Here is a 21,434-nt window from a genome sequence, read left to right on the forward strand (position 1 = left end):
CCCCATCGCACGTGAACAAGACACCGTGAAGGCCGCGGAGTTTCTGGAAAACGATCCGCAGAATTCCCGGAACGCACCTACGCCAATGCAACGATCTTGCAAGCTCGCCATGGCGCGCGCCGACAAACACCACGCACCCGTTCATGGCGGTGCTGCACGCTCGGAGCGCCGTCCGCGCGCGGGTCGAACGACCATGTTCGATCGAAACGTCCTCACGGATGCATCTGGCGCGATCTTCATGGTAGACGCTCTGGAAAGGACCCCATGCGCAACCCTGGTATCGACCTGCTCCGCGGCCTGTCGATTCTACTCGTCGTGTTGCACCATCTCGGCCTGCCGATGCGCATTCCGCTGAAGAGGTCGCTGCTCGCGGAGATCGTCCCCGCACGCCTGCTCGCCGCGGTGAACTACAACGGCTACGAAGCGGTGTTCGTCTTCTTCGTGCTCTCGGGTTTCCTGATCACGACCACGTCGCTTGAGCGCTGGGCCCGGCTCGACCACATCGATCTGCGTACATTCTACGTTCGCCGCGGCGCGCGCATTCTGCCGTGCCTTCTCCTGCTCGTGAGCGTGCTCGCGCTCCTGCACCTGGCGGGCTTTTCCGATTACGTGATTCACCGTGAAGGTCAATCGCTGCCGCACGCAATCCTGTCCGCATTTGGCTTGTACCTGAATTGGTACGAGGGCACGACCGGCTACCTCCCGGGCAATTGGGACGTGCTATGGTCCTTATCCATCGAGGAAGCCTTCTATATCGGCTTCCCCTTGGTCTGCCTCACGGTACGCCGCGAGCGCGTGCTCGCCGGCATGTTGGCATTGCTGGCCGCGTCGATGCCATTCTCGCTGGCCGCCATCGTCGACAACGAAATCTGGAAAGAAAAGGCCTATTTGCCCGGCATGTCCGCCATCGCCACCGGCGTTTTGGCCGCCCTCTTCGCCGCACGCTACCGCCCTCGCCATTCCGGGATCGCGCTGGCGCTCGGCGCACTGGGCGCCCTTGGGATGGCCACCGTATTTCTGGCCATGCCCTGGCTTTGGCCATTGCTGCACGATGCCGTCTTGCTGCTGCTGCCGTATCGACCGCGTGCCTCGTCATCGCCTTGCATTGGCGGCAAACGTCGGGGCACACGATTTTCCTACCCGGTACGGGCTGGCTGCGTTCGATGGGGCGTCTCAGTTATGAAATTTATCTCAGTCATATGTTCGTCGTTTTCGCTGCCTTCCGAGCATTCCGAGCCACCGGCGCAAATCCCCGCTACGGGTTTCTCTGGTACCCGCCCGTGGTCGCTTTGGCGTGGCTACTCGGCGCGTTGATTGCGCGAACCTATTCGATTCCGTGCGAGCGTGCGCTCCGACGGCGGTTTCTGAGGGGATAATTCCTTTCTTCCGAGAGGACGAGAGCGCAAGGGCTTTGGTCGTCGCCGTCATCGAATGTTGTCAAAACATCTTCCGGCGTGTCAGCCCCGCAGCGGAGCGCTGCCCGAAGAAGATGGGATGCGCTTGAGAAAATAGGCAACGAGACAGCGGATTGGCCGAGATACTGAGGAGAGTAGGAAATAACGGGTGCAGAGGGAGGTTCCATGCGTCGACTTTCGGTCTTGTTGGGTGGCATTGGCTTGCTGATAGCGTGCGGTAGCACGAGCTCACCGGCCGGAAGCGGGAACAAGCCTGACGGAAAGGACACCATCGTGGTCCCTCCTGGATGTCCGTTTGATCCGCCCGCGCAGGCGGAAGATGGGATCAAGGATGAGTGCGGGATCTTCGTCTCCTCCAGCAAGGGGAGCAGCACTGGCGACGGGACATCCCAGGCGCCCTTGGCGTCGGTGCAAAAGGGGATGGAGGTCGCAAGGGCAAAGGGTAAACGGCTCTTCGTGTGCGCCCAATCCTACCGTGAGCAGCTTACGCTCGTCGACGGTGTCTCCATGTTCGGTTATTTGGATTGCACCGCGTCCACGTGGAAGGCCGGCAAGAGCCGGGCGGTGATCGAGGCGGCCGCGAGCCCCACCGTAAAGGCCACGGGGCTTCGCGATATGCGAATGGATGGGTTCGAGATCCGTTCGCCGGATGCCACGGCGCCTTCGGGGAGCTCGATTGCGATGGTGGTGATGGAGTCATCGGGGTTGAAGATTGTGAATTCGAAGGTGCACGCGGGCAGCGGTGCGAGAGGGACGGATGGTGTGGACCGAACGCCACTCATCGCCGAACGAGCTAACGGTGAACCTCCCATAGTCGAGGAGACGTGCGACAATGACGTCTGCGTCCGTCGTCATTTGCGCGAGCCCCCGCGTGGCGGATACGGAATCTGTAGCGGAACGGATTTTAGTCCGACCGGTGCTCCAGGTGGAACGGGAGGACATTACGATTCGTCTGGATCTTTTGGGCCGTGGAGAGTACGCACTGCGCCGGCTCCCGGTTTACCTTGGCCCAACGATCCCTGGCGCGGCGCTGGTGGTGGTGTAGATGGCGTTCCTCCGGCTACTGCGGGCCATCCGGGAACTTCGGGAACCAACGGCGTGAGTGGGGACAACTTCGGCACGATAACGGAGCAGGGTAACTACGTTTCTAGCGATGGCTCGAAAGGAACGGACGGTGCTCCGGGCCAGGGTGGTGGAGGTGGCGGTGGCATGCGCCCCGTCCGATCCGCGGGCGCAACGTTCGACGAGATTTGGAGCACTACCGGTGGTGGCGGCGGTGCCGGGGGTTGTCCTGGCCTCGCGGGCACCGCCGGCACCGGAGGGGGAGCGAGCATTGCGATCATCGCCATCGGAAGTCCGGTGCAACTATTCTCCTCCGTGATCGAAACGTCGACGGGGGGAGACGGAGGGCGCGGAACGACTGGAACCGCCCCCACACCGGGCGGCGAGCCGGGCACGTCGAGCACGTTCCCTGCTGCGAATGGTGGTCATGGGGGTGCGGGAGGACGCTCCGGCCTAAGTGGAAGTGGCGGGGGCGGCCCCACCATTGGAATCGCATTCAAGGGGGAGTCCCCCGTCCTTACAAATACCGAGGTCGCACCCGGCGTTGGAGGAGCTGGGGTTCCGGTTCCAGAATCTCCAAGGGGCGTTTCGGCGCGTACGCGCGAATTCTAGCAGCCGCCCTGGCGTCCTGCGTTGTTGGCCACGGGCCGAGCCCCCCTCGCGAGTCTTCCAAAACGGCAATTGGATGCGTCTACGAGACTTTTTCGCCGTGACCCGCGCCATTGATTGGAAATCTTCTTTTTGGAAACGGAGCTGGACACACGCTATTTGCGCGCCCAGCTCCGAACCACCGAATATTCTCGTTCAAACCGGCATGAGGTGCGGTCGTTTCCCGCACCGTGTGCGCGACCACACCGCGCGCGTCCGACCCCTATTGCGACGTCTTTCGTTCCCGACAAACGTACTTCGTTCTGCTATCGCTCGGCGGCCTGCCATCGTGCTTGGACAGTTCGCACTCCTTGTCGCTCATGCAGCCGGTGTCGACGCACTTGTGGTCGATGCACGAGAGGAAGCCATACGGGTGCGGATCGCCGCACTCGAGATCCGTCTGGCACGGAACGATGCATTTCCGATCGGTTCCGCAGGTCGCTTCCACGTTTCGCGTCGCCGCAATGCACTCTCGATCCGAGAGGCACCCCGAATCTACGCACTTCCCCGCTTGGCAACGATCGAACTCGGGGCAGTCGGAGTCGAGAGCGCAGGGGCCCTGACACGTGCCATCAACGCACGTCTTTCCTCCGGTGCATTGAGAATCTTGGTTGCATTGGGCGCATTTTCCTCCGGAGCAGTACGGGGTCGACGGCGTATTGCTCCTGCACTCGTTGTCACTCGTGCAGCGATTCAGGCATTTCCCGTCGGCCGTACAGTCGAATTTGGCTGCGTCGCATTTGCAGTAAAAATTGTAAGCGTCGCAGTAGGTGGTGGAACCACTATCGATCGAGCAATAGGGCAACAGCTCGGCACACGTTCTTCCGACGCTCGAAACGTACGTTGTCGGGGGCGGGCAGCAATCGGCCGGCAGGGCGCACGAGATCGTCAAGCAAGACTTGGCGCTCGGCTCGACGTGAAATACGCCCGTCACACAGATGCCTGCGCCCGGGGTGCCGGTGCTCGTCGAAACGCGGGGGCGGCATGCAAGACCGGCGGCGCAATCGTTGGAGGTATCGCACGAATCGCCTTTTTGAGAGAGGCGTCGATTGTCGTTCTTGTCGTCGTCCTTGCACCCAGCGATGAGCGCGCCGATCGTGAATAGGCTCAGGAAGCCAAGTGTTGCCCCATAAGCCAGTACAGTCGTTCTTTTCATGGCTGCGCAGATTACGGCCGTAGCGGCCACGAGCACAAGAACGCAGCCTTTGAATTCGTAACCAACCGTTTAGCGAATCGCGCCATCTCAACCGGTTACGGTTATTGAAATACTCGTTACTTCGCCAACTTGCGGAACTTAGTGCAACAACGGACATCGTGGCCAACACGGTGCCGTATCGCTTATGCATCAATCGTCGCGACGTCGCGACCGCAGCCGTAGTGGTCCCCACCGCGGCTTCTTCTATCTGCGAGAAGGGTTTTCGTCTGCCACCCCGAAGCGTACCGTCTTCGCGAGCCGGCATCTCTCCAGTGACGCCGCCGCGTACCGCGTTGAGATCCGGCCCATCGACGGTGCGCTCGTCATGCCGTGGAAACGAAGTGCCCGTATCGAGCTTCCCCGCCCCTTCTCCGCCGAATGCGATCGAGGCGGTCGACGCGTACGCGCGAGAGTCGTGATGGCGCGACCCCGGTGGTCACGCACACTCGGAGGACTTGTCCCGCACGGCGACGGCGTCGATGCCTCGCGGAGGCCCGAGCATCCTCGCGCGCCCGCGATGATGCAAACGCGGCACGCAACGCTGAGGATGGGAGCCCCCGCTGGACGTGCAACACGTGAAAACGACTCGGCCCCGGGGGTCCCGAGGCCGAATCTTCAGTTCGCGGTCGCGTCGTCGGTGTCGTCGTCGTCATCATCGTCGTCGTCATCGTCTTCGATGTCGGAGACGTTGAGGAGCGACGGTTCGGAGGGAACGGCGCGGCCTTCTTTTTCGGCCTGTTGACGGGCTTTTTCGGCTTGGATTTTGGCCTGGGCCACCTTCTGCATGATGGCCGGCTTCGGCGCCAGGAGGACCGTCATGGTGCGGGCTTCCATCATGGCGCGCGTTTCGACGTTGGCGACGTCGTCGGTGGCTTGGATCACGATGGTGAGCTGCTCTTGCGCCTTTTCGGGGTGCGTGATCTCGCGGCCGCGGAAGCGGACGGTGACCTTCACCTTGTGGCCCGCTTCGATGAAGCGGCGAGCGGCCTTCACCTTGAAGGCGATGTCGTGATCGTCGGTCTTCGGACGAAGCTTGATCTCTTTGATTTCGACGACGGTTTGCTTGCGCTTGGCCTCCGCCGTCTTCTTCTTCTCCTCGTACTTGTACTTTCCGAAATCGAGGATCTTGCAAACGGGTGGCTCGGCCTTGGGGTTGACCTCCACGAGGTCGAGCCCCTGCTCCTGGGCGAGTCTCATCGCTTCGTGGGTTTGCAGCACACCGAGCATCGAACCGTCGGCTCCGATGACACGGACTTCCGGAACTCGGATGCGGTGATTGACGCGAATCTGAAAACCGCGCTGCTGCTGGCGCGGATCAAAGCGAGGGCGACCCATCGGCATTGGCTGACCGTAACCTCCTTGACAGAGACAATTTGCGGAGACCATTCCCATACGGGAAAAAACGAGACGAGACGAGACAAGAAAAAGCGAAGTCGGGCGAAGAACCTCGGAAAAGCACCCCAGCCGCCAGAGGACGGGAAAGGGCCCGAGAACCAAAACGAGAAACGGGGCGGATGATAGTGGCAAGCGCGCAGGCCCCGTCAACAGGCAACCGCGGCGCTTGCCTGGATCGAACGCGGCCCGGTGCGCTCGACACCACGCGATGCCGCGGCGAACCGGCAAAACACCGACCGGTTCGCCGCTTGAGCTTCAAGGAATGCTGAAAATCGTGCGGGAACGTCAATTTTTGGTTGCGTTTCCGTCGCCGGGGGCGACAGCAGCCGTAACTGCAGGAGCCGCAGGAGCCACCGCGCCCGGGACGCTCTCCTTGAGGACCATTTCGGCGAACTCATCGCGGGAAATGGCGCCCAGCTCGCCGCGGTCGCGGGAGCGCACGCCCAAGGTGCCCGATTCGGCCTCTTTCAGGCCAACCACGCACAGGTAAGGGTAGCGGGCGAGGCGGGCGTTGCGGATTTTGGCGCCGAGCTTGTCGGCGCTGTAGTCGATGTCGACCCGGATACCGCGGGCGCGCAGCCGATCGCGCGTTTCGAGAGCGTAGGCGTCCACTTTGTCGCTGACCGTAAGCACGATGGCCTGCTTCGGCGAGAGCCAGGTGGGGAAATTTCCTCCGCAGTGTTCGAGGTACACCGAGAAAAATCGCTCGAGGGACCCGAGGACGGCCCGGTGAAGCATGACCGGACGGTGCTCTTTGCCGTCGGCGCCGACATAGGACAGGTCGAAGCGCTCGGGGAGGTTGGGATCGTACTGCAGGGTGCCCAGCTGCCAGCTTCGTTTGAGGGCGTCGTGCACGTGGAACTCGAGCTTCGGCCCGTAGAAGGCGCCCTCGCCCTCTGCGATCTCGTAGTCGATGCCGGCCGCCTTCAAGCCCGCGGCGAGGGATGCCTCGGCATGGTCCCAGAGCTCGTCGGAGCCCATGCGCTTGCTCTTCTCGGGCCGGGTGGCGAGCTTCACGTCGATGCGCTCGAAGCCGAAGGTGCGGAACACCTCGTAGAACAAGTCGAGGAAGGCTTTGCTCTCGGCCCCGACTTGCTCCTCGGTGCAGAAGATGTGCGCGTCGTCCTGGCAAAAGCTGCGGACGCGCGAGAGGCCGTGGATCACGCCCCCGCGCTCGTAGCGATGGAGCCGGCCAAAGTCGGCCACGCGCCACGGGAGCTCGCGGTAGGAGCGCTTGCGCGAGCCGAAGATGACGCAGTGGCTCGGGCAGTTCATCGGCTTGAGGGCGAACGACTGCGCGCGGAGCTTCTCCGCGACGGTGTCGTAGCCTTTGGCGCGCTCGGCCTCGGTCATATCGTCGAGGATGTCCTCCGTCCAGAGACGGTACATGTTCTCGTTGTAGTGGCCGAGGTGCCCGCTGGTGCGAAACAGCTTGGGATCGAAGGCCTGCGGGGTGATGACCTCTTCGTAGCCGTAGCGGAAGTAGAGCTCGCGCATGTACTCGACGAGCCGGTTGTAGACGAACGCGCCCTTCGGAAGGAAAAAGGGCATCGCCGGCGAGGCCTGGTCGAGCAGGAACAAGTCGAGCTCCTTGCCGACCTTGCGGTGATCGCGCGCCTTGGCCTCCTCGACGGCGCGAAGGTGCTCCTTGAGCGCATCTTGCGACGCGAACGCCGTTCCGTAGATGCGCTGGAGCATCGGGTTGCGCTCGTCGCCGCGCCAGTACGCGCCGGCCACGCTGGTGAGCTTCACCGCCTTGAGCAGACCGGTGCGCGGGACGTGCGGGCCGCTGCAGAAGTCGACCCACTCGCTCTCGGGCTTGCCGTGGCGGTAGAGGGTGAGCTCTTCGTCCTCGGGACGGCGCTCGATGATATCGACCTTGAAGGTCTCCCCCATCTCGCGAAAGAGGCGGATGGCCGCGTCGCGCGCGATGACCTCGCGGCGGAACTCGGTGTCCTCTTTGACGATGGCGCGCATCGTCTCTTCGATTTTCCCGAGGTCTTCCTCGGTGAAGGGGCCGTCGGGCTTGTCGAAATCGTAGTAAAATCCGTCTTCGATGGCCGGTCCGATGGTGACCTTGGTGCCCGGGAAAAGACGCTGGACGGCGTCGGCCATCACGTGCGCGGTCGAGTGGCGGATGACCTCCAGGCCCTTGGGGTCGGTGGCTCGGATGGGGGTCAAGGTGAGCGCGGACGGGTCCGTTACCTCGATGGGCGTGTGAAGGTCGACGACTTTCCCGCCCACCGTCACGGCGACGATGTCCTTGTCGAGCTTGCCCTGGGATAAGAGAACCTGTTTGGGTGTTTGCTTCGCGCTCATTTTCGGGAGCACGGAGCTTACACCCTCGCGAATCGCTAGAAAACGTCGCTGACTGCGATTTCGACGTCGGGGAAGGCGACCAGGCGAATGTGGTCTCCGTGCCGGTGCGGCTGCACCCGGGTGTACGCGCCACGAACGATCTCGGTGTGGACCTCGACGATGCCGTCGCGGACGTTGACGACCCAGTATTCCGGTACACCGCACTCGGCGTAGAGACGCGCCTTCGCCTCGCGATCCGTCTCGAGCGAGCTGTCGGCGACTTCGATGACGAGGAGAGCTTTCTCGGGGTGAGCCTTGCGGTAATCGCCAGGTGGGACGATGGTGATGTCGGGCTCGGGTTCGGAGCCGTCCGAAGCCGCAAACGCGTTCTGGATCCTCACCGTCGTGCGATCGCCGAGCTGACGGATGAAGAGCTTCGCCAGGATATCAATCGTCCCGTCGTGAAGCGGACCTTTCGGGCTCATCTGAACGATCAAGCCATACAGCAGCTCGACATGGCTGTCCCCGAAAACGCCCGACTCGGCCATCTTTTCGTAGTCGACACGACGGATACGGTACAGATGCTCATGCAACACGGAAGCGGCGGCCATGGGAAGAAGATAGCACGCACTGGCCGGCCAGTGCGCGATGGGCCCACGGCCGGCTCCCCGGCCTCGACTTCAACCGACCCGCGGCCGCGCCCGATCCACGATCCCGCGGCAATCCACGCCCACCGGCAAGGTCCCAAACACAGCGCCATGTTCGCCTTGAATACGCGAACGAACGAACGCCTCGACCATCGCCGGCTGCCCGTAACGCACGACCAAGCTCGCCTGCAGCGCCAGCGCGAGCCGCTCCACCAGCGCGCGCCCGCGCGTCTCGATGTCCGACAAATCCGATAGATCGCGCGTCAGACGCTCGATATAGCCATCGAGGTGCCGATCGGCGCCCCGCGCCAGCGCGAGCTCCGCGAAAAGCGCGGGCACGCTGTCCGGCTCGCGGCCCATCGCGCGTAGAACGTCGAGGCACATCACATTGCCGGAGCCCTCCCAGATGGAGTTGAGCGGCGCTTGCCGATAGAGGCGCGGGAGGACCGACTCCTCCACATAGCCGCTGCCGCCGTGGCACTCGAGCGCCTCGCTGAGCACGTGCGGCGTGCGCTTGCAGACCCAGTACTTGGCGATGGCGGTGGCGATGCGGGCGAAGGCGCGCTGCTCGGGGTTTTTGACGCCGTCGTCGTAGGCTTGGGCGAGGCGAAGGAGGAGCATGGTGGCGGCTTCTTGCTCGATCGCCAGATCGGCGAGCACGTTGAGCATCAAGGGCTGGTCCGTGAGCTTCTTACCGAAGGCGCTTCGGTGCTCGGCGTGGTGCGTAGCCTGCGCAACGGCATGGCGCATGATGCCCGCGGAGCCCATCACGCAATCCAGACGCGTGTGGCTCACCATCTCGATGATGGTCTTCACGCCGCGGCCTTCCTCGCCGATCATGCGCGCCCAGGCGCCGGTGAACTCGACCTCGCTCGAGGCGTTGGAGCGGTCGCCCAGCTTGTCCTTGAGCCGCTGGATGTGAAACGCGTTCCTCGTTCCATCCGGGCGCCATCGCGGCAGGAGAAAACAGGAGAGACCGCGCTCGGTGTGCGCCAAGGTCAGAAACGCATCGCACATGGGGGCGCTGCAAAACCACTTGTGGCCCACGATCGCATACTCGGCCCCGGCACCCGTGGCGCTGCCGAGCGGGCGGGCTTGCGTGGTGTTGGCGCGAACGTCGGAGCCGCCTTGCTTCTCGGTCATGGCCATCCCGCAGAGCGCGCCCTTCTTCTGGGACGCGGGGATGCAGCGCGGATCGTAGACCGACGAGGTGAAACGGGGCACCCACTCTTCGGCGACCTCGGGCTGCGCGCGCAGCGCGGGCACCGACGCGAAGGTCATGGTGATGGGGCAGCCATGACCGCTCTCGGCCTGGGTCATGAGGTAGCCCATGGCCACGCGGGCCACATGGGCGCCGGGGCGCTCGTTCTGCCAGGGGAGCGCGTGCAACCCATGGGCAACGGAGGACTCCATCAGACGATGCCACGCCGGGTGAAACTCCACCTCGTCGATGCGATGACCAAAGCGATCGAAGGTGCGGAGCTCGGGACCGAAACGGTTCGCTTGAAACCCCCACGCCATGGCCTCGCCCGTCATCAGGAGCCCAACGTCACGAACACGTGACATCGCCCATTCGGCGTTGTGGCGCACGAGACCTTCCACGAGCGCGTGATCGTGCTGAAGGGCATCGTAGCCTTCGAGCGGCGGGGGCTGATTGAAAACCTCGTGCGTGGGCATTCGCGTTGTCTCCCTTGGAATCCAGTACTCTACGGGCCGAACTATGAACCGATTGTAACAGTACCCGAGAATTGGCCCGTGCTAGGAGCTCGCCCATCATGCGCCCCGTGCGTCCCTCGGCAGCCGTCTTCGCCGTATTTTTATGCCTCTCCTGGGGCGGGGGTGTCGCATGCCGGCGCGGGGCCACCGCGAGCTCGGAGGGCGCTTCGCCCGCGCCGACGGTCGAGCACCGCGGCGGCAAGGTGGTCGTGCCGGAGGGCTCGCCGCTTCGCCAGCGGATCGAGGTGCAGCCGGTGGCCTTGCAGGCCGTCGAGCGGCACATCGTCGCGCCGTCCACCGTGGAGGCCGAGCCCACGCGCCTCGCCAAGATCGCTCCTCCCCTGACCGGCCGCATCGTCAAGCTCTTCGTTCGCTTCGGCGACGCGATCAAAGCGGGCGCGCCGCTCTTCACCATCGACTCGCCCGATCTCGTCGCCGCGCAAAGCGACTACTTGAAGGCGATGTCGGCCATCGCCCAGGCCGAGCGCAATGTCGCGCGGCAGAAGGATCTGGTCGACCACGGCATCGGCGCGCAGCGCGAGCTCGAGCAGGCCCAGACCGATCGCGACACCGCCAAGAGCGAGCTCGATCGCTGCGCCACCCGATTGCGCTTGCTGGGCGTCGACCCTGGAAATGTGGCGGGCCCGCTCACCGTGCGATCGCCCATCGCGGGCAGGGTCATCGAGCTCTCGACGGCGCCGGGCCAGTACCAGAACGATCCGGCGGCCATCCTCATGATCGTGGCCGACCTGTCGAACGTGTGGGTCACCGCCAACATTCAAGAGAAGGACATCCGCCGCGTGCACCAAGGCGACGATGCAGTGGCCACCTTCAACGCGTACCCGGGCGAGTCGTTCGGCGGCAAGGTGCTCTTCGTCGGCGATTTGCTCGATCCCGAGACGCGCACCATCAAGGTGCGCATCGCCTTCGACAACCCCGACTCGCGGTTGAAGCCGGGCATGTTCGCCACCGTGAGCTTTCACGGCCAGGCGGTGCGCGAGCTCACGGTGCCGGTGGCCAGCGTGGTCATCGTGGGCGACAAGAGCCATGTGTTCTTCGAGACGGGCCCATGGGAGTTCGAGCGGCGCCCGGTGGAGGTCGGCGATCAAGTGGGCGACCGCTTCATCGTGACCAAAGGGCTCGAGGTGGGCCAGCGCATCGTCACGTCCAACGCCGTGCTGCTCCCATGATCGCCAGGCTCGTCTCCATCTGCTTGCAGAAGCGGTGGCTCATGGTCGCCGTCTTCGCCATGGTGGCCGCGTTTGGATATTACTCGTTCACCACCCTGGCCATCGAGGCTTATCCCGATATCGCCGATACGACCGCCCAGGTCATTACGCAATACCCCGGACACGCGGCCGAAGAGGTCGAAGAGCAAATTACGATCCCCATCGAGCGCGAGCTCAATGGCATCCCGGGCCTCCACGTGATGCGCTCGCGGAGCACCTTCGGGCTGTCGCTCATCACCTTGGTGTTCCGCGACGGGGTCGAGGACTACTGGGCGCGCACCCGCATCCGCGAGCGGGTCTCGGGGGTGGCGCTCCCGGACGGCGCGACCCCCTCCCTCGATCCGCTCACCTCGCCGACCGGCGAGATTTTCCGCTATGTGCTCGCGTCGTCCTCGCGCTCGCAGCGCGAATTGAAAGAGCTGCAGCAGTGGGTGGTGGTGCCGACCATCAAGCAGGTCTTCGGCGTGGCCGACGTGACCAACTTCGGCGGGGAGACGACGCAATTCCAGCTTGCCCTGGATCCGGCGCGGCTGGCCCAATACGGACTTTCGCTCACGCAAGTGGTGGCCGCCATCAAAGCGAACAACGCCAACGCGGGCGGCAGCATCCTCGTTCGCGGCGACCAAGCGGCGGTGGTGCGCGGGATCGGGCTGGTTCGCAACCTGGACGATCTCGGAAACATCGTGGTGAGCGAGAGCCGCGGCACCCCCGTGTTCGTGCGCAACCTCGGCACCCTCAAGCTGGGCGCGCTCACGCGCAATGGAATCGCCGGCCGCGACGACGAGCCCGATGTGGTCACCGGGATCGTGCTGCTCCTGCGCGGCGTCAATCCTTCGGTGGCGCTCACCGGGATTCACGAGAAGATCGATGCGCTGAACCGCGGCGGGCTGCTGCCGCCCGACGTAAAGGTGGTGCCCTACCTGGATCGCACGGATCTGGTGCACACGACCTTGTCGACCGTCTCGCACACCTTGCTCGAGGGCATCGGGCTGGTGCTGATCGTGCTCATCTTGTTTCTGGGCAGCGTGCGGAGCGCGCTCATCGTGGCGCTGACCATTCCGCTGTCGCTCATGATCGCGTTCATCCTGATGGCCACGACGGACATCCCCGCCAACCTTTTATCGCTGGGGGCCATCGACTTCGGCGTCATCGTGGACGGGGCGGTGGTGGTGCTGGAGAACATGCTCCGAAAGCGGGAGGAGGAGCCCTCCGCCGCGCTGTCGGTGGACGACGCGCGCAGCTCGGCCAGCCAGGTGGCGCGGCCGATGTTCTTCGCGACGGCCATCATCATCACGGCGTATCTGCCGCTCTTTGCCTTTCAACGCGTCGAGAAGAAGCTCTTTACGCCGATGGCCTACACCGTCGGCTATGCGCTGGCCGGCGCCGCGCTCTGCGCGCTGGCGCTCATTCCGGGGCTGGCATTTACCGTGCTGCGCAAGCCGCGCAAGCTCTTTCACAATCCGGTTTTGGAGTGGCTCGGCCACCGCTACGAGCGTTACCTGGCCGCGGTGGTGCGCCGTCCGTGGGCGTCGCTCGCGCCGGGCATCGGGGCGCTCGCCCTGGGCGTGGTGCTCAGCGTCGCCATCGGGCGCGAGTTCCTTCCGACGCTCGACGAAGGCTCGATCTGGCTCCAGGTCACCTTGCCGCCGGGGATCTCGCTGCAAAAGGCGAGCACCATGGCGAGCGAGATCCGCCAGGCGACGCGTGAGTTTCCCGAGGTGACCACCGTGGTGACGCAGCTCGGGCGAAATGACGATGGGACCGACTCTTGGACACCGTCGCACATCGAAGCCTCGGTGAGCTTGCGGCCTTATGCCACGTGGGCCAATGGCAAGACGAAACACGATTTGATCGCCCAATTGGCGGCGCGCTACGAGAAGATCCCGGGGGTCACGGTGGGGTTCTCGCAGCCGATGATCGATGGAGTGAACGATAAGATCGCCGGTGCGCACAGCGAGCTCGTGATCAAGGTGTTCGGGCGCGACTTCGCCGAGATGCGCCGCGTCGCCACGGAGATCGTGGAGGTGCTGAAGGCGACCCCGGGGAGCGCGGACGTATCCATCGACCAGGAGCCGCCGCTGCCGCAGTTGCAAATTTTGGTGAACCGGGAGGCGGCGGCGCGCGTGGGGGTCAATGTGACGGACATCGCCGATTTGATTGAAATTGGAATCGGCGGGCGGCCGGTGGGGCAAATCTTTCAAGGCGAGCGTCGATACGACATTACGGCGCGGTTCGTGGAGTCGGTGCGCAGCAGCGAGGAGACCATCGGCAACTTGACATTGAGCGCGCCGAACGGGGCGCGGATACCGCTCTCGCAGGTGGCCACCATTGGATTTCGGACGGGGGAGAGCACCATTACGCGCGAGGGGAACGGGCGGCACCTGACGGTGAAGCTCAATTTGCGCGGGCGCGATCTGGCGTCGTTCTTGGAGGACGCGCACGGGCGCATCGATCGCGCGGTGAAGTTCGATTCGCAGATTTACAGCGTGCGATGGGGCGGGCAATTCGAGAATCAGCAGCGCGCGCAGGCGCGGCTCGCGATCATCGTGCCGCTGGCGCTCGGTTTGATCTTTCTATTATTGTACGGTGCGTTCGGGACGCTCCGGCACGCGGCGATGATCCTCGCGAGCGTCCCGTTGGCGTTGGTGGGCGGGATGATCGCGCTTCTTCTGCGGGGGATGACGCTCAATGTCTCGAGCGCCGTCGGCTTCATTGCGCTGTTCGGGGTGGCCGTTCAAAACGGGGTCATCATGGTGTCCAATTTGAATCATATGCGGGGGACGCTCTCCCTTCGAGAGGCGGTCATTCATGGGGCCAAGGACCGGTTGCGCCCTGTTTTGATGACGGCCACGGTGGCCACCCTGGGGCTCTTGCCGGCTGCGCTCGCGCACGGGATCGGGTCGGACGTGCAAAGGCCGCTCGCCACCGTCGTGGTGGGCGGGCTCGCCACGGCGACCGTGCTGACGTTGTTGGTGCTTCCGGCGTTGTACCTGGTGGTGGAGCGGCGTGTGCTCGACGGGGCGGGTTCGGCGGGGGGTGGGGCGCCGTGAGGAGGCGATTGGGTCGTTGCTCGAAGGCGTGCGCGCTCGTGGGGTTGCTCGGGCTTGGCCTCGTGGGTTCGGCGCGTGCGCAGAGTCCGGATACGCGATCACGGCTCCCCCACCCCGGCCCTCCTCCGGGGGGAGCGGGTGCTGATGGAGCGGCGGTCGCTTCGGCGGCGGCGAGGTTTTCGTTTGGCGGATATCTTCGCGACGTGGCCAATGGGAACCTCGAGTTGGTGGCGCAGCGGGCCAATGTTTCGATCGCGCAGGCGCAGCTTGGGATTGCAAAGATATTTCCGGATCCGGTGATCACCGGCGGGTTGTTTCAATACGATGTTACGCAAAAGGGCAACCCCACGGCGACGGTGGTGCAGCTCGGGGTGCCGGTGCAGCTCGGGGGCAAGCGGGGCGCGCGGGTGGCGGTGGCGGAGAGCGGCATTTCGGTCGCCGAAGCGGACCTCGACGATTTTTTGCGGCTCTTGCGATCGAGCGCGGCCCACGCGTACATCGACTCGCTCCGCGCGCGCCTGGTGGTGGAGCGCAAACGGCGCACCTTGGCGAGCCTGGAGTCGCTCGTGGCCGTCAATGTGCAGCGGCTGAAGGCGGGCGACATCGGCGAGGTCCTCCTCGTTCAATCGCGCGTCGAAGCCGCCCAGTTTCGCGCCCAGGTCGTATCGGCCGATGGAGAGGTGCGCGCGGCGGATCTGGCGCTGCTCCAGCAAATGGGAGCCGCGGCGACCGCGCACATGCGCCGCGCGGTGGAGCTGGGGGGCGATTTGCGAACGGTGGCGGACCGGAAATTCCAGGCCGAAACGCTGGTGGCGTTCGCATTGGGGCACCGCCCCGATTTGCGCTCCGCCAAGAAGCGGGTGGCGCTGGCGCACACGGTGGTCGACCTCGCGCGGGCCAACCGCGTGATCGACGTGACCCTCGGGGCCACGTGGCAGCACAACTTCCCCGTGTCCGGCGCGACGCAGATGCCAGCCTCGGATTTTTTGGGCGGAACGTTGAGCGTCCCTTTGCCATTTTCGCGCATCTACCGCGGGGATCTGGACGCGGCCCACACGAGCGAGGCGCAGTCGGAGACCCTGGCGCGCGCCGCCGAAATCCACGTCGAGGTGGAGGTGCGGCAGGCGCTCGCGCGCTACGAGGCCGCGTCGGCGCGGGTAAAGTTGTATACGCAAGACGTGCTCTCGGACGCCGATAAGGTGCTGGAGAAGACGCTCTACAATTACCAACGAGGCGGCGCCACGTTGGTCGAAGTGTTGGTCGCGCAGCGCACCGTCGATGACGTTTATTTATCGTATTACGACGCGCTAGCGGATTCGGCGCATACCTTGGTGGGCCTGCAGCAGGCGGCAGCGTATTGGGATTTGGAGCTTTGACACGCGTGACCGAACCGTGACATGCGTCCCGTGCGCTCTATTTTCGACGGCTCACTACGCCTCTGCCGTGCCGATTTCCATCTTTCCGCTCGGGCTCCCTTGCTATTTCCAAACGGAGGGCTCAGTGTAGGGCCACTCACCACGGGTGAGGACCGCGTACGACCCCGCTCTCTCGATTGTCGAGATCGCGCATCGTGGCGATATCGAAATCGAGGAAGAAAAATCATGGGCAATCGTCTCTACGTCGGCAATCTCTCGTTCAACGCCACCTCCGACTCGGTCCGCGAAGCATTCGCCGCGATTGGTGAAGTTTCGGACGTGCATCTCGTCACGGATCGTGAAACGGGCCGTCCGCGCGGCTTCGCGTTCGTCACCATGGGCTCGCAGCAAGAGGCGCACAAGGCGATCGCCGAGATGAACGGCGCGCTGGTCGACGGTCGCGCGCTCAAGGTGAACGAGGCGGAAGAGCGTCAAGGCGGCGGTGGAGGTTTCGGCGGCGGCGGGCGCGGCGGCCGAAACGGTGGCGGCGGTGGTGGCTACGGCGGCAAGCGCTGGTAGTCGTCTCACTCGAAGAATTCTCGACCTCTCTCGATCGCGGAGGACACGTGCCGAAGGAAAAAGAAGCTACCAACCGCCGTGCACTCCGCATCACCGACCAGTTCCGCAAGGATCGCAGCATGGTCTACGACTTCCGGTGCGATGACGATCGCTTGACCGTCACCATCACCCCGCGGGAACGCACGGAAGACGAAGGCGACTGGCACGTCGAAGCTTGGGCGGGTGGCTCGACGCGGGTGGATGCCATCCGCGCATGGGGCGAGACCCGCGCGCAAACCGTACGCGCCGTGGCAGATTCATGGAGCCTGCAGCGGCGCGAGCGCCAGCTCCCCCCCTTCGACTGGGACGCCGTCGCCACGGCCCTCGCCACCGTGCGCGCGATCTAAAACGTCACCTTTCGTTGGAGCCATGCAGCTCCCAGGTCCCCCGCCGGCGTAGCACCGCGAGGTAGTAGACCACCGACACCACGCCGATCCCCACCGTGATCACGAGGCTCGGCCTCCCCACGGCAGGGTCGAGCGCGCTCTCGTACGTCACGTACACCAGCGCGGCCAATGCGAGCAGGGGCGCGAGCGGAAACCACGGCATCCGGTACGCCGCGTGCGCCGTGCTCCCGTTGCGGCGACCCGCGAGCACCGCGAGGCACAGCGCCGCGTAGACGGCGACGATGGACGTGGCCGTCATCACCAGCAGAAAATCCTTGTTCGCGAAACACAAGGCCATCCCCAACATCCCGGTGGCGATGGTGGCGATCCACGGCGTGCCGGTCTTGGGGTGGATGGCCGCGAGGCCTCGGCTGGCTGCGCGCGGCCACGTTGCATCGCGGCCGGTGCTGAAGACCATCCGCGACGTGATCAGAATGATGGCCAGTACGGCGTTGAGGATCGCCAATGCGATCGCCAAACTGATCACGGAGTTCACCGTGGGCCCCGCGCGGGCGGTGACGAAGTAGCTCATCATGTTCGGCGCGCTGAAAAGCTCGGCCAACGACGGAGCGCCCAACAGCACGGCCGTAATGGGAATCAGCTCCGCGGCCACGGTGATCGCCAGCGCCCATAGAATGGCGCGCGCAATACCGCGGTGCGCGTTCTTCGTCTCCTCACCAAAGTACACGGCCGAGCCGTAACCATTGTACGAGAAGATGGCGACGGCCGATGCGGCAGCAATGAGCCCCGCCGATGCCGGAGCCACACCGGCGGATGTGGCGACCACCGGATGCGCGAGCAGATCGCCCATGGTCCGCGCCGGGTGGAACAGACCGAGCACGGTGAGCACCGCCAGCGCTATCATCTCGATGCCCAGGAAAACCCCGGTGATCCACGCGTTCACGCGGACGTCGAAGACCGCGAGCACCGTCGCGATCCCCGTCGTCACGGCCGCCACCAATGGACCGGGCAAACCTGGAAACAGCACCTCCAAATAGGTCCCGACGCCCAGCGCGATGACGGCGATGATGAGCAATTGCGTAACGAGCAGCAACCCCAATGCCACGAACCCCGGCAGCCTGCCCAATGTTCGCGCGACAATCGCGTATTCGCCTCCGCTGAGCGGATAAGCCGACGCCAGCTCGGCGTACACGAATGCCATGAACACGCCCACGACACCGGCGATCACGAAGCTCCAGAACGCACCGCTGCCCGCCTGCGTCATCACACCGGGCGCGATGATGAACACCGACGACGCCGGGGAGATGGCCGACAACGTGATGAGCAGGGTGCCGAGCATCTTGAGCCCGCGATGCAGCTTCGGTGCGGACGCGGCGGACATGGACGACGACGGGCCTGGCATGGCGTCTCCTCAGGTCACGCGATTGTTTGAATGAACATCAGAGAACTGGAGCGCCCCCTTGTCAACAGCGGTCGCGCTGCAATCGCTTGCCGGCAGGTCGACACTCGTTTCCTGGCCCGCTACCCACTTGCGTTCTTTGACGACCCACCGAAGAATCGAACGCATGCCGAGACCGAGTCGGGCACACGAAAAACGCAATGAGTTGATTGCCGCCGCGCGTCAGGCCGTCCTTGCGCGCGGTGTGCTCGACCTGCGCCTGCGCGATGTCGCCGATCAAGCTGCCATGTCGACCGGCTCGGTTCTGTACTACTTCCCGAAGCTGGGCGAGCTGCTCTACGAGGTGCTGGGCGAGGCCATCGAGCGCTTCTGCGTGAGCCGTGAAGAAGCCGCCCGCGACGAGCCCGATCCACGAAGGCGGCTCACGGGCATGATCCGGGCGGGCCTGCCCAGCGCGAAAGACGACGAGCTATGCGTCCTGCTCTACGAGCTCGGCGCGTACGCGCGGCGCAACCCGTTCTATGCCGCCCAGCATATTCGGCTGTACGAGCGCCAAGTCGCGCTGTACCAAGCGATCCTCGACGCAGGTTCCGCCACGGGCGTGTTCAACCTAACGCGGGACGCGACCACCATCGCGCGCGGTCTGGTCGCGCTGGAGGATGGTCTCGGCCTGCACATCACCCACGCCGTACCGACGTTCACCATCGCGCAGGCCGAGGCGATGCTGATCGCCTACGCAGCCGACGCCACCCGCTGCGACTTGGGGGTCTGATGCGCGCCCGCGAGCTCGGTCTTCGTCTCCGCGGCCGCACCGGACGGCACAACGCCATCACCGATGTGGCGGGGGTGGAGGTGGGCTACACGACCTTGATCGAAGGCGACGACGTGCGCACCGGCGTCACCGCGATCCTGCCGCGCGGCAAGGCGGATTTCGATGTTCCGTGCATCGCGGAGTGGTTCTCGCTCAATGGCAATGGCGAGATGACGGGCACCACGCTCATTCGTGAGACCGGGCAGCTCCGGCTGCCGGTGCTGATCACCAACACGCACGCCGTCGGCCCCTGCCACCGCGGTGTGATCGAGTGGGTCGCACGGGAGAAGCCGCGCGTGGCCGCGCAGTGGCTGCTGCCGGTGGTCGCCGAGACGTACGACGGCTACCTCAACGACACCAACGGCGCGCACGTCCAAGCGTCGCACGCCATCGCCGCCATCGACGCGGCGTGCTCCGGCCCCATCGCCGAGGGTTCGGTGGGCGGGGGCACGGGGATGAACTGTTACGCCTTCAAAGGCGGCAGCGGTACGTCGTCCCGCGTGGTCGAGTATGGCCGCGACATCTACACCGTGGGCGCCTTCGTGCAGGCGAACTTTGGCGCGCGCAACGAGCTGACCATCTGCGGCGTGCCGGTGGGCGAGGCGCTCGGCGACGACAACCCCATCGAGGAGAGCGACTGGAAGTCGGGCGCGGGCTCCGTCATTGCCGTGATCGCGACCGACGCGCCATTTTTACCCGGCCAATGCGCCGCGCTGGCCCGCCGCGTTCCGATGGGGCTGGCCCGCACCGGCACCACGGGCTCGCACTTCTCCGGCGACATTTTTCTCGCGTTCTCCACGGCCAACGTGCAAACGCCGTCGGTCTATCCCGTCGGCGATCCGGGCTACGACCACCTGCGGCACGTGCCGTGGAACCGCATGGATGACTTCTTCGCGGCCGTCGTGTACTCCATCGAGGAGGCGGTCCTCAATGCGCTGCTGGCCGCCGAGACCATGACCGGCCGGCTTGGCCGTCGCTCCCCTGCCCTTCCGAAAGATCGCCTCGCGGCGCTGCTTTCGTAATGGCGTCAATGGCGGCTGCCGCGGAAAGACGATTTCACATAGTGGAATAAAAGGTGGATGGCACTTCCCGCGCGCAAACGCGGGCGGCGGTGAGGGAGCTCCTGGCCGCGGAATACAAGCATATCGCCGATTCGCTGCCGAATGGTGACCCGGCGCGGTTTGCCGGCGGCGGGCGGGAGCTCCAGCACGATGGGCCACGGAAAGATCCCGCGCGAGAACGGTTCGAAGTCGAGCAACAGGGAAACGGTGTATTCGCATTGGGCGCGATCCGTATGTTTGCGCAGTATCCCGCCGCGTCGAAACGCGGAGAGGAACGTGTACGACGGTTCGATCTCTTCGCCTGCGAGCGTGGCGACCAATGGCGTCAAGACGTGATGGAAGACGGAAGCCACGCCATCGCCGTGCCGCCACAGGCGCCGCTCGTCTTCGTTCCATTCGAGGAATCCGCCGCGGACCAGCGCGCGGCCATACCGCCGCAAGCTGGCCAGGTGCAGCGAGGGAATGACCCCGGATAGGTTCGTGAATCCGTTCTCGTGAAGGTGCCGCCGTGATGCAACGACGAAGGCCTTCCACGCGCGGCGGGCTCCGTCCACATCGCGGCGTCCGAGGCCCGGCGCGACCCGCGAAATGGCGCGTAGAATCCCAATGTCGATGCAGCACGGCCGCGGAGCGGCTTGGGTCGTGCCGGTTCGATGGCCGAGCCAATAAGGAAACGGCAAACCGGTTACCGGGTCGGCGATGACGGCATCGGGCGGGCGGGCAAAGTAGACGGGGTTGGCGAGCAAAGGGATCGCGGCGGGCGGAAGGTAGGACAATCGGGCCGCGAGGGACGACTTTTCGTGCGCGCCCCTCGGAAGCGCGCCGAAGCCGCTCGGCGTAGGGCGCTTCGAGAGACACGCGTAGCGCGGCCAGATCGGTTTGTCGTTCGCGCGAACGAGGATTCCGGCCTTTCGCAGGTGGGCGATACCGGATTTCGCGACGAGCTCCGACGTCGGGTCGCGTAGAACGAGGGAGAGCGCAGCGTAGAGCTCCGGCTCGTGCGCGCGAGAGATGCGTCGCTTCGCGAGGGAGCGGCCGGGCCTCGGCGCCATGATGTCGATGAAAGCATGCTCCCCGCGCGCGATCGGTTTGGAAATGAAAGCAAAAGGATTCAAAATGAGCGAATTCGGAACCATTTTTCCCTTTCGAGCCATACACGTCGGGGACCTCCTCCCGCACGAGCAGGAA

15 protein-coding genes are annotated in these 21,434 nt (G+C 64.7%); 8 read left to right on the plus strand and 7 right to left on the minus strand.

Annotated features, from left to right (window positions below; all coding sequences use genetic code 11):
* The first annotated feature begins 264 nt into the window (after nt 1-264).
* Nucleotides 265-1,314, plus strand: coding sequence for an acyltransferase family protein (locus tag LZC94_36445; protein ID WXB13322.1), 1,050 nt, complete (start codon nt 265-267; stop codon nt 1,312-1,314).
* Between the two features lie 616 nt (nt 1,315-1,930).
* Here LZC94_36445 and LZC94_36450 read toward each other — a convergent pair.
* From LZC94_36450 to LZC94_36470, 5 genes are all read right to left on the minus strand, one after another.
* Nucleotides 1,931-2,197: a hypothetical protein gene (locus LZC94_36450; protein ID WXB13323.1), complete on the minus strand. Its 267-nt coding sequence runs from the start codon at nt 2,195-2,197 to the stop codon at nt 1,931-1,933.
* Nucleotides 2,198-4,935: 2,738 nt separating this feature from the next.
* Nucleotides 4,936-5,655: a translation initiation factor IF-3 gene (gene infC / locus LZC94_36455; protein ID WXB20293.1), complete on the minus strand. Its 720-nt coding sequence runs from the start codon at nt 5,653-5,655 to the stop codon at nt 4,936-4,938.
* A 345-nt stretch (nt 5,656-6,000) separates the two neighbouring features.
* Nucleotides 6,001-8,034, minus strand: a complete 2,034-nt coding sequence (thrS, locus tag LZC94_36460; protein WXB13324.1) for a threonine--tRNA ligase — start codon at nt 8,032-8,034, stop codon at nt 6,001-6,003.
* Between the two features lie 35 nt (nt 8,035-8,069).
* The gene (locus tag LZC94_36465; protein WXB13325.1) at nt 8,070-8,624 is read right to left on the minus strand and encodes a Uma2 family endonuclease; all 555 of its coding nucleotides are present in this window, start codon (nt 8,622-8,624) and stop codon (nt 8,070-8,072) included.
* A 69-nt stretch (nt 8,625-8,693) separates the two neighbouring features.
* Nucleotides 8,694-10,337 (minus strand): acyl-CoA dehydrogenase family protein, encoded by a 1,644-nt coding sequence (locus LZC94_36470; GenBank protein WXB13326.1) that lies wholly within the window; start codon nt 10,335-10,337, stop codon nt 8,694-8,696.
* A 98-nt stretch (nt 10,338-10,435) separates the two neighbouring features.
* Here LZC94_36470 and LZC94_36475 point away from each other — a divergent pair, with 98 nt between their 5' ends.
* The 5 genes from LZC94_36475 to LZC94_36495 all read left to right on the plus strand — a co-directional run bounded on the left by LZC94_36475 (nt 10,436) and on the right by LZC94_36495 (nt 16,975).
* Nucleotides 10,436-11,566 carry an efflux RND transporter periplasmic adaptor subunit gene (locus LZC94_36475; GenBank protein ID WXB13327.1) on the plus strand — a complete coding sequence of 377 codons (1,131 nt, stop codon included), beginning with the start codon at nt 10,436-10,438 and terminating at the stop codon, nt 11,564-11,566.
* Nucleotides 11,563-14,655, plus strand: a complete 3,093-nt coding sequence (locus LZC94_36480; GenBank protein ID WXB13328.1) for a CusA/CzcA family heavy metal efflux RND transporter — start codon at nt 11,563-11,565, stop codon at nt 14,653-14,655. Before LZC94_36475 ends, LZC94_36480 begins: the two co-directional genes overlap by 4 nt.
* Nucleotides 14,656-14,858: 203 nt before the next feature.
* Nucleotides 14,859-16,031, plus strand: a complete 1,173-nt coding sequence (locus LZC94_36485; protein WXB13329.1) for a TolC family protein — start codon at nt 14,859-14,861, stop codon at nt 16,029-16,031.
* A gap of 225 nt (nt 16,032-16,256) precedes the next feature.
* Nucleotides 16,257-16,589, plus strand: a complete 333-nt coding sequence (locus LZC94_36490) for an RNA-binding protein (protein ID WXB13330.1) — start codon at nt 16,257-16,259, stop codon at nt 16,587-16,589.
* 47 nt (nt 16,590-16,636) lie between these two features.
* Nucleotides 16,637-16,975, plus strand: coding sequence for a hypothetical protein (locus LZC94_36495; GenBank protein ID WXB13331.1), 339 nt, complete (start codon nt 16,637-16,639; stop codon nt 16,973-16,975).
* Nucleotides 16,976-16,979: 4 nt separating this feature from the next.
* Here LZC94_36495 and LZC94_36500 read toward each other — a convergent pair whose 3' ends face one another.
* Complete coding sequence (locus tag LZC94_36500) at nt 16,980-18,377, minus strand: APC family permease (GenBank protein WXB13332.1); 1,398 nt, start codon at nt 18,375-18,377, stop codon at nt 16,980-16,982.
* A 163-nt stretch (nt 18,378-18,540) separates the two neighbouring features.
* Here LZC94_36500 and LZC94_36505 point away from each other — a divergent pair, with 163 nt between their 5' ends.
* Both LZC94_36505 and LZC94_36510 read left to right on the plus strand, forming a co-directional pair.
* Entirely contained in the window at nt 18,541-19,146 is a 606-nt protein-coding gene (locus tag LZC94_36505; GenBank protein ID WXB13333.1) for a TetR family transcriptional regulator C-terminal domain-containing protein, read from the plus strand.
* Complete coding sequence (locus tag LZC94_36510) at nt 19,146-20,207, plus strand: P1 family peptidase (protein WXB13334.1); 1,062 nt, start codon at nt 19,146-19,148, stop codon at nt 20,205-20,207. Before LZC94_36505 ends, LZC94_36510 begins: the two co-directional genes overlap by 1 nt.
* Nucleotides 20,208-20,212: 5 nt before the next feature.
* Here LZC94_36510 and LZC94_36515 read toward each other — a convergent pair whose 3' ends face one another.
* Complete coding sequence (locus tag LZC94_36515; protein WXB13335.1) at nt 20,213-21,298, minus strand: hypothetical protein; 1,086 nt, start codon at nt 21,296-21,298, stop codon at nt 20,213-20,215.
* Nucleotides 21,299-21,434 lie beyond the last annotated feature (136 nt).

Source organism: Sorangiineae bacterium MSr11954, from assembly GCA_037157815.1.
Classification (GTDB): domain Bacteria; phylum Myxococcota_A; class Polyangia; order Polyangiales; family Polyangiaceae; genus Pendulispora; species Pendulispora albinea.

What these genes read in the sequence shown, in the direction of transcription:
- LZC94_36515 (WXB13335.1), bottom strand. Translation starts at nt 21,298, where the DNA reads ATGGCGCCGAGGCCCGGCCGCTCCCTCGCGAAGCGACGCATCTCTCGC.
- LZC94_36450 (WXB13323.1), bottom strand. Translation starts at nt 2,197, where the DNA reads ATGAGTGGCGTTCGGTCCACACCATCCGTCCCTCTCGCACCGCTGCCC.
- infC (WXB20293.1), bottom strand. Translation starts at nt 5,655, where the DNA reads ATGGGTCGCCCTCGCTTTGATCCGCGCCAGCAGCAGCGCGGTTTTCAG.
- thrS (WXB13324.1), bottom strand. Translation starts at nt 8,034, where the DNA reads ATGAGCGCGAAGCAAACACCCAAACAGGTTCTCTTATCCCAGGGCAAG.
- LZC94_36445 (WXB13322.1), top strand. Translation starts at nt 265, where the DNA reads ATGCGCAACCCTGGTATCGACCTGCTCCGCGGCCTGTCGATTCTACTC.
- LZC94_36505 (WXB13333.1), top strand. Translation starts at nt 18,541, where the DNA reads ATGCCGAGACCGAGTCGGGCACACGAAAAACGCAATGAGTTGATTGCC.
- LZC94_36490 (WXB13330.1), top strand. Translation starts at nt 16,257, where the DNA reads ATGGGCAATCGTCTCTACGTCGGCAATCTCTCGTTCAACGCCACCTCC.
- LZC94_36510 (WXB13334.1), top strand. Translation starts at nt 19,146, where the DNA reads ATGCGCGCCCGCGAGCTCGGTCTTCGTCTCCGCGGCCGCACCGGACGG.
- LZC94_36465 (WXB13325.1), bottom strand. Translation starts at nt 8,624, where the DNA reads ATGGCCGCCGCTTCCGTGTTGCATGAGCATCTGTACCGTATCCGTCGT.
- LZC94_36480 (WXB13328.1), top strand. Translation starts at nt 11,563, where the DNA reads ATGATCGCCAGGCTCGTCTCCATCTGCTTGCAGAAGCGGTGGCTCATG.
- LZC94_36500 (WXB13332.1), bottom strand. Translation starts at nt 18,377, where the DNA reads ATGCCAGGCCCGTCGTCGTCCATGTCCGCCGCGTCCGCACCGAAGCTG.
- LZC94_36475 (WXB13327.1), top strand. Translation starts at nt 10,436, where the DNA reads ATGCGCCCCGTGCGTCCCTCGGCAGCCGTCTTCGCCGTATTTTTATGC.
- LZC94_36470 (WXB13326.1), bottom strand. Translation starts at nt 10,337, where the DNA reads ATGCCCACGCACGAGGTTTTCAATCAGCCCCCGCCGCTCGAAGGCTAC.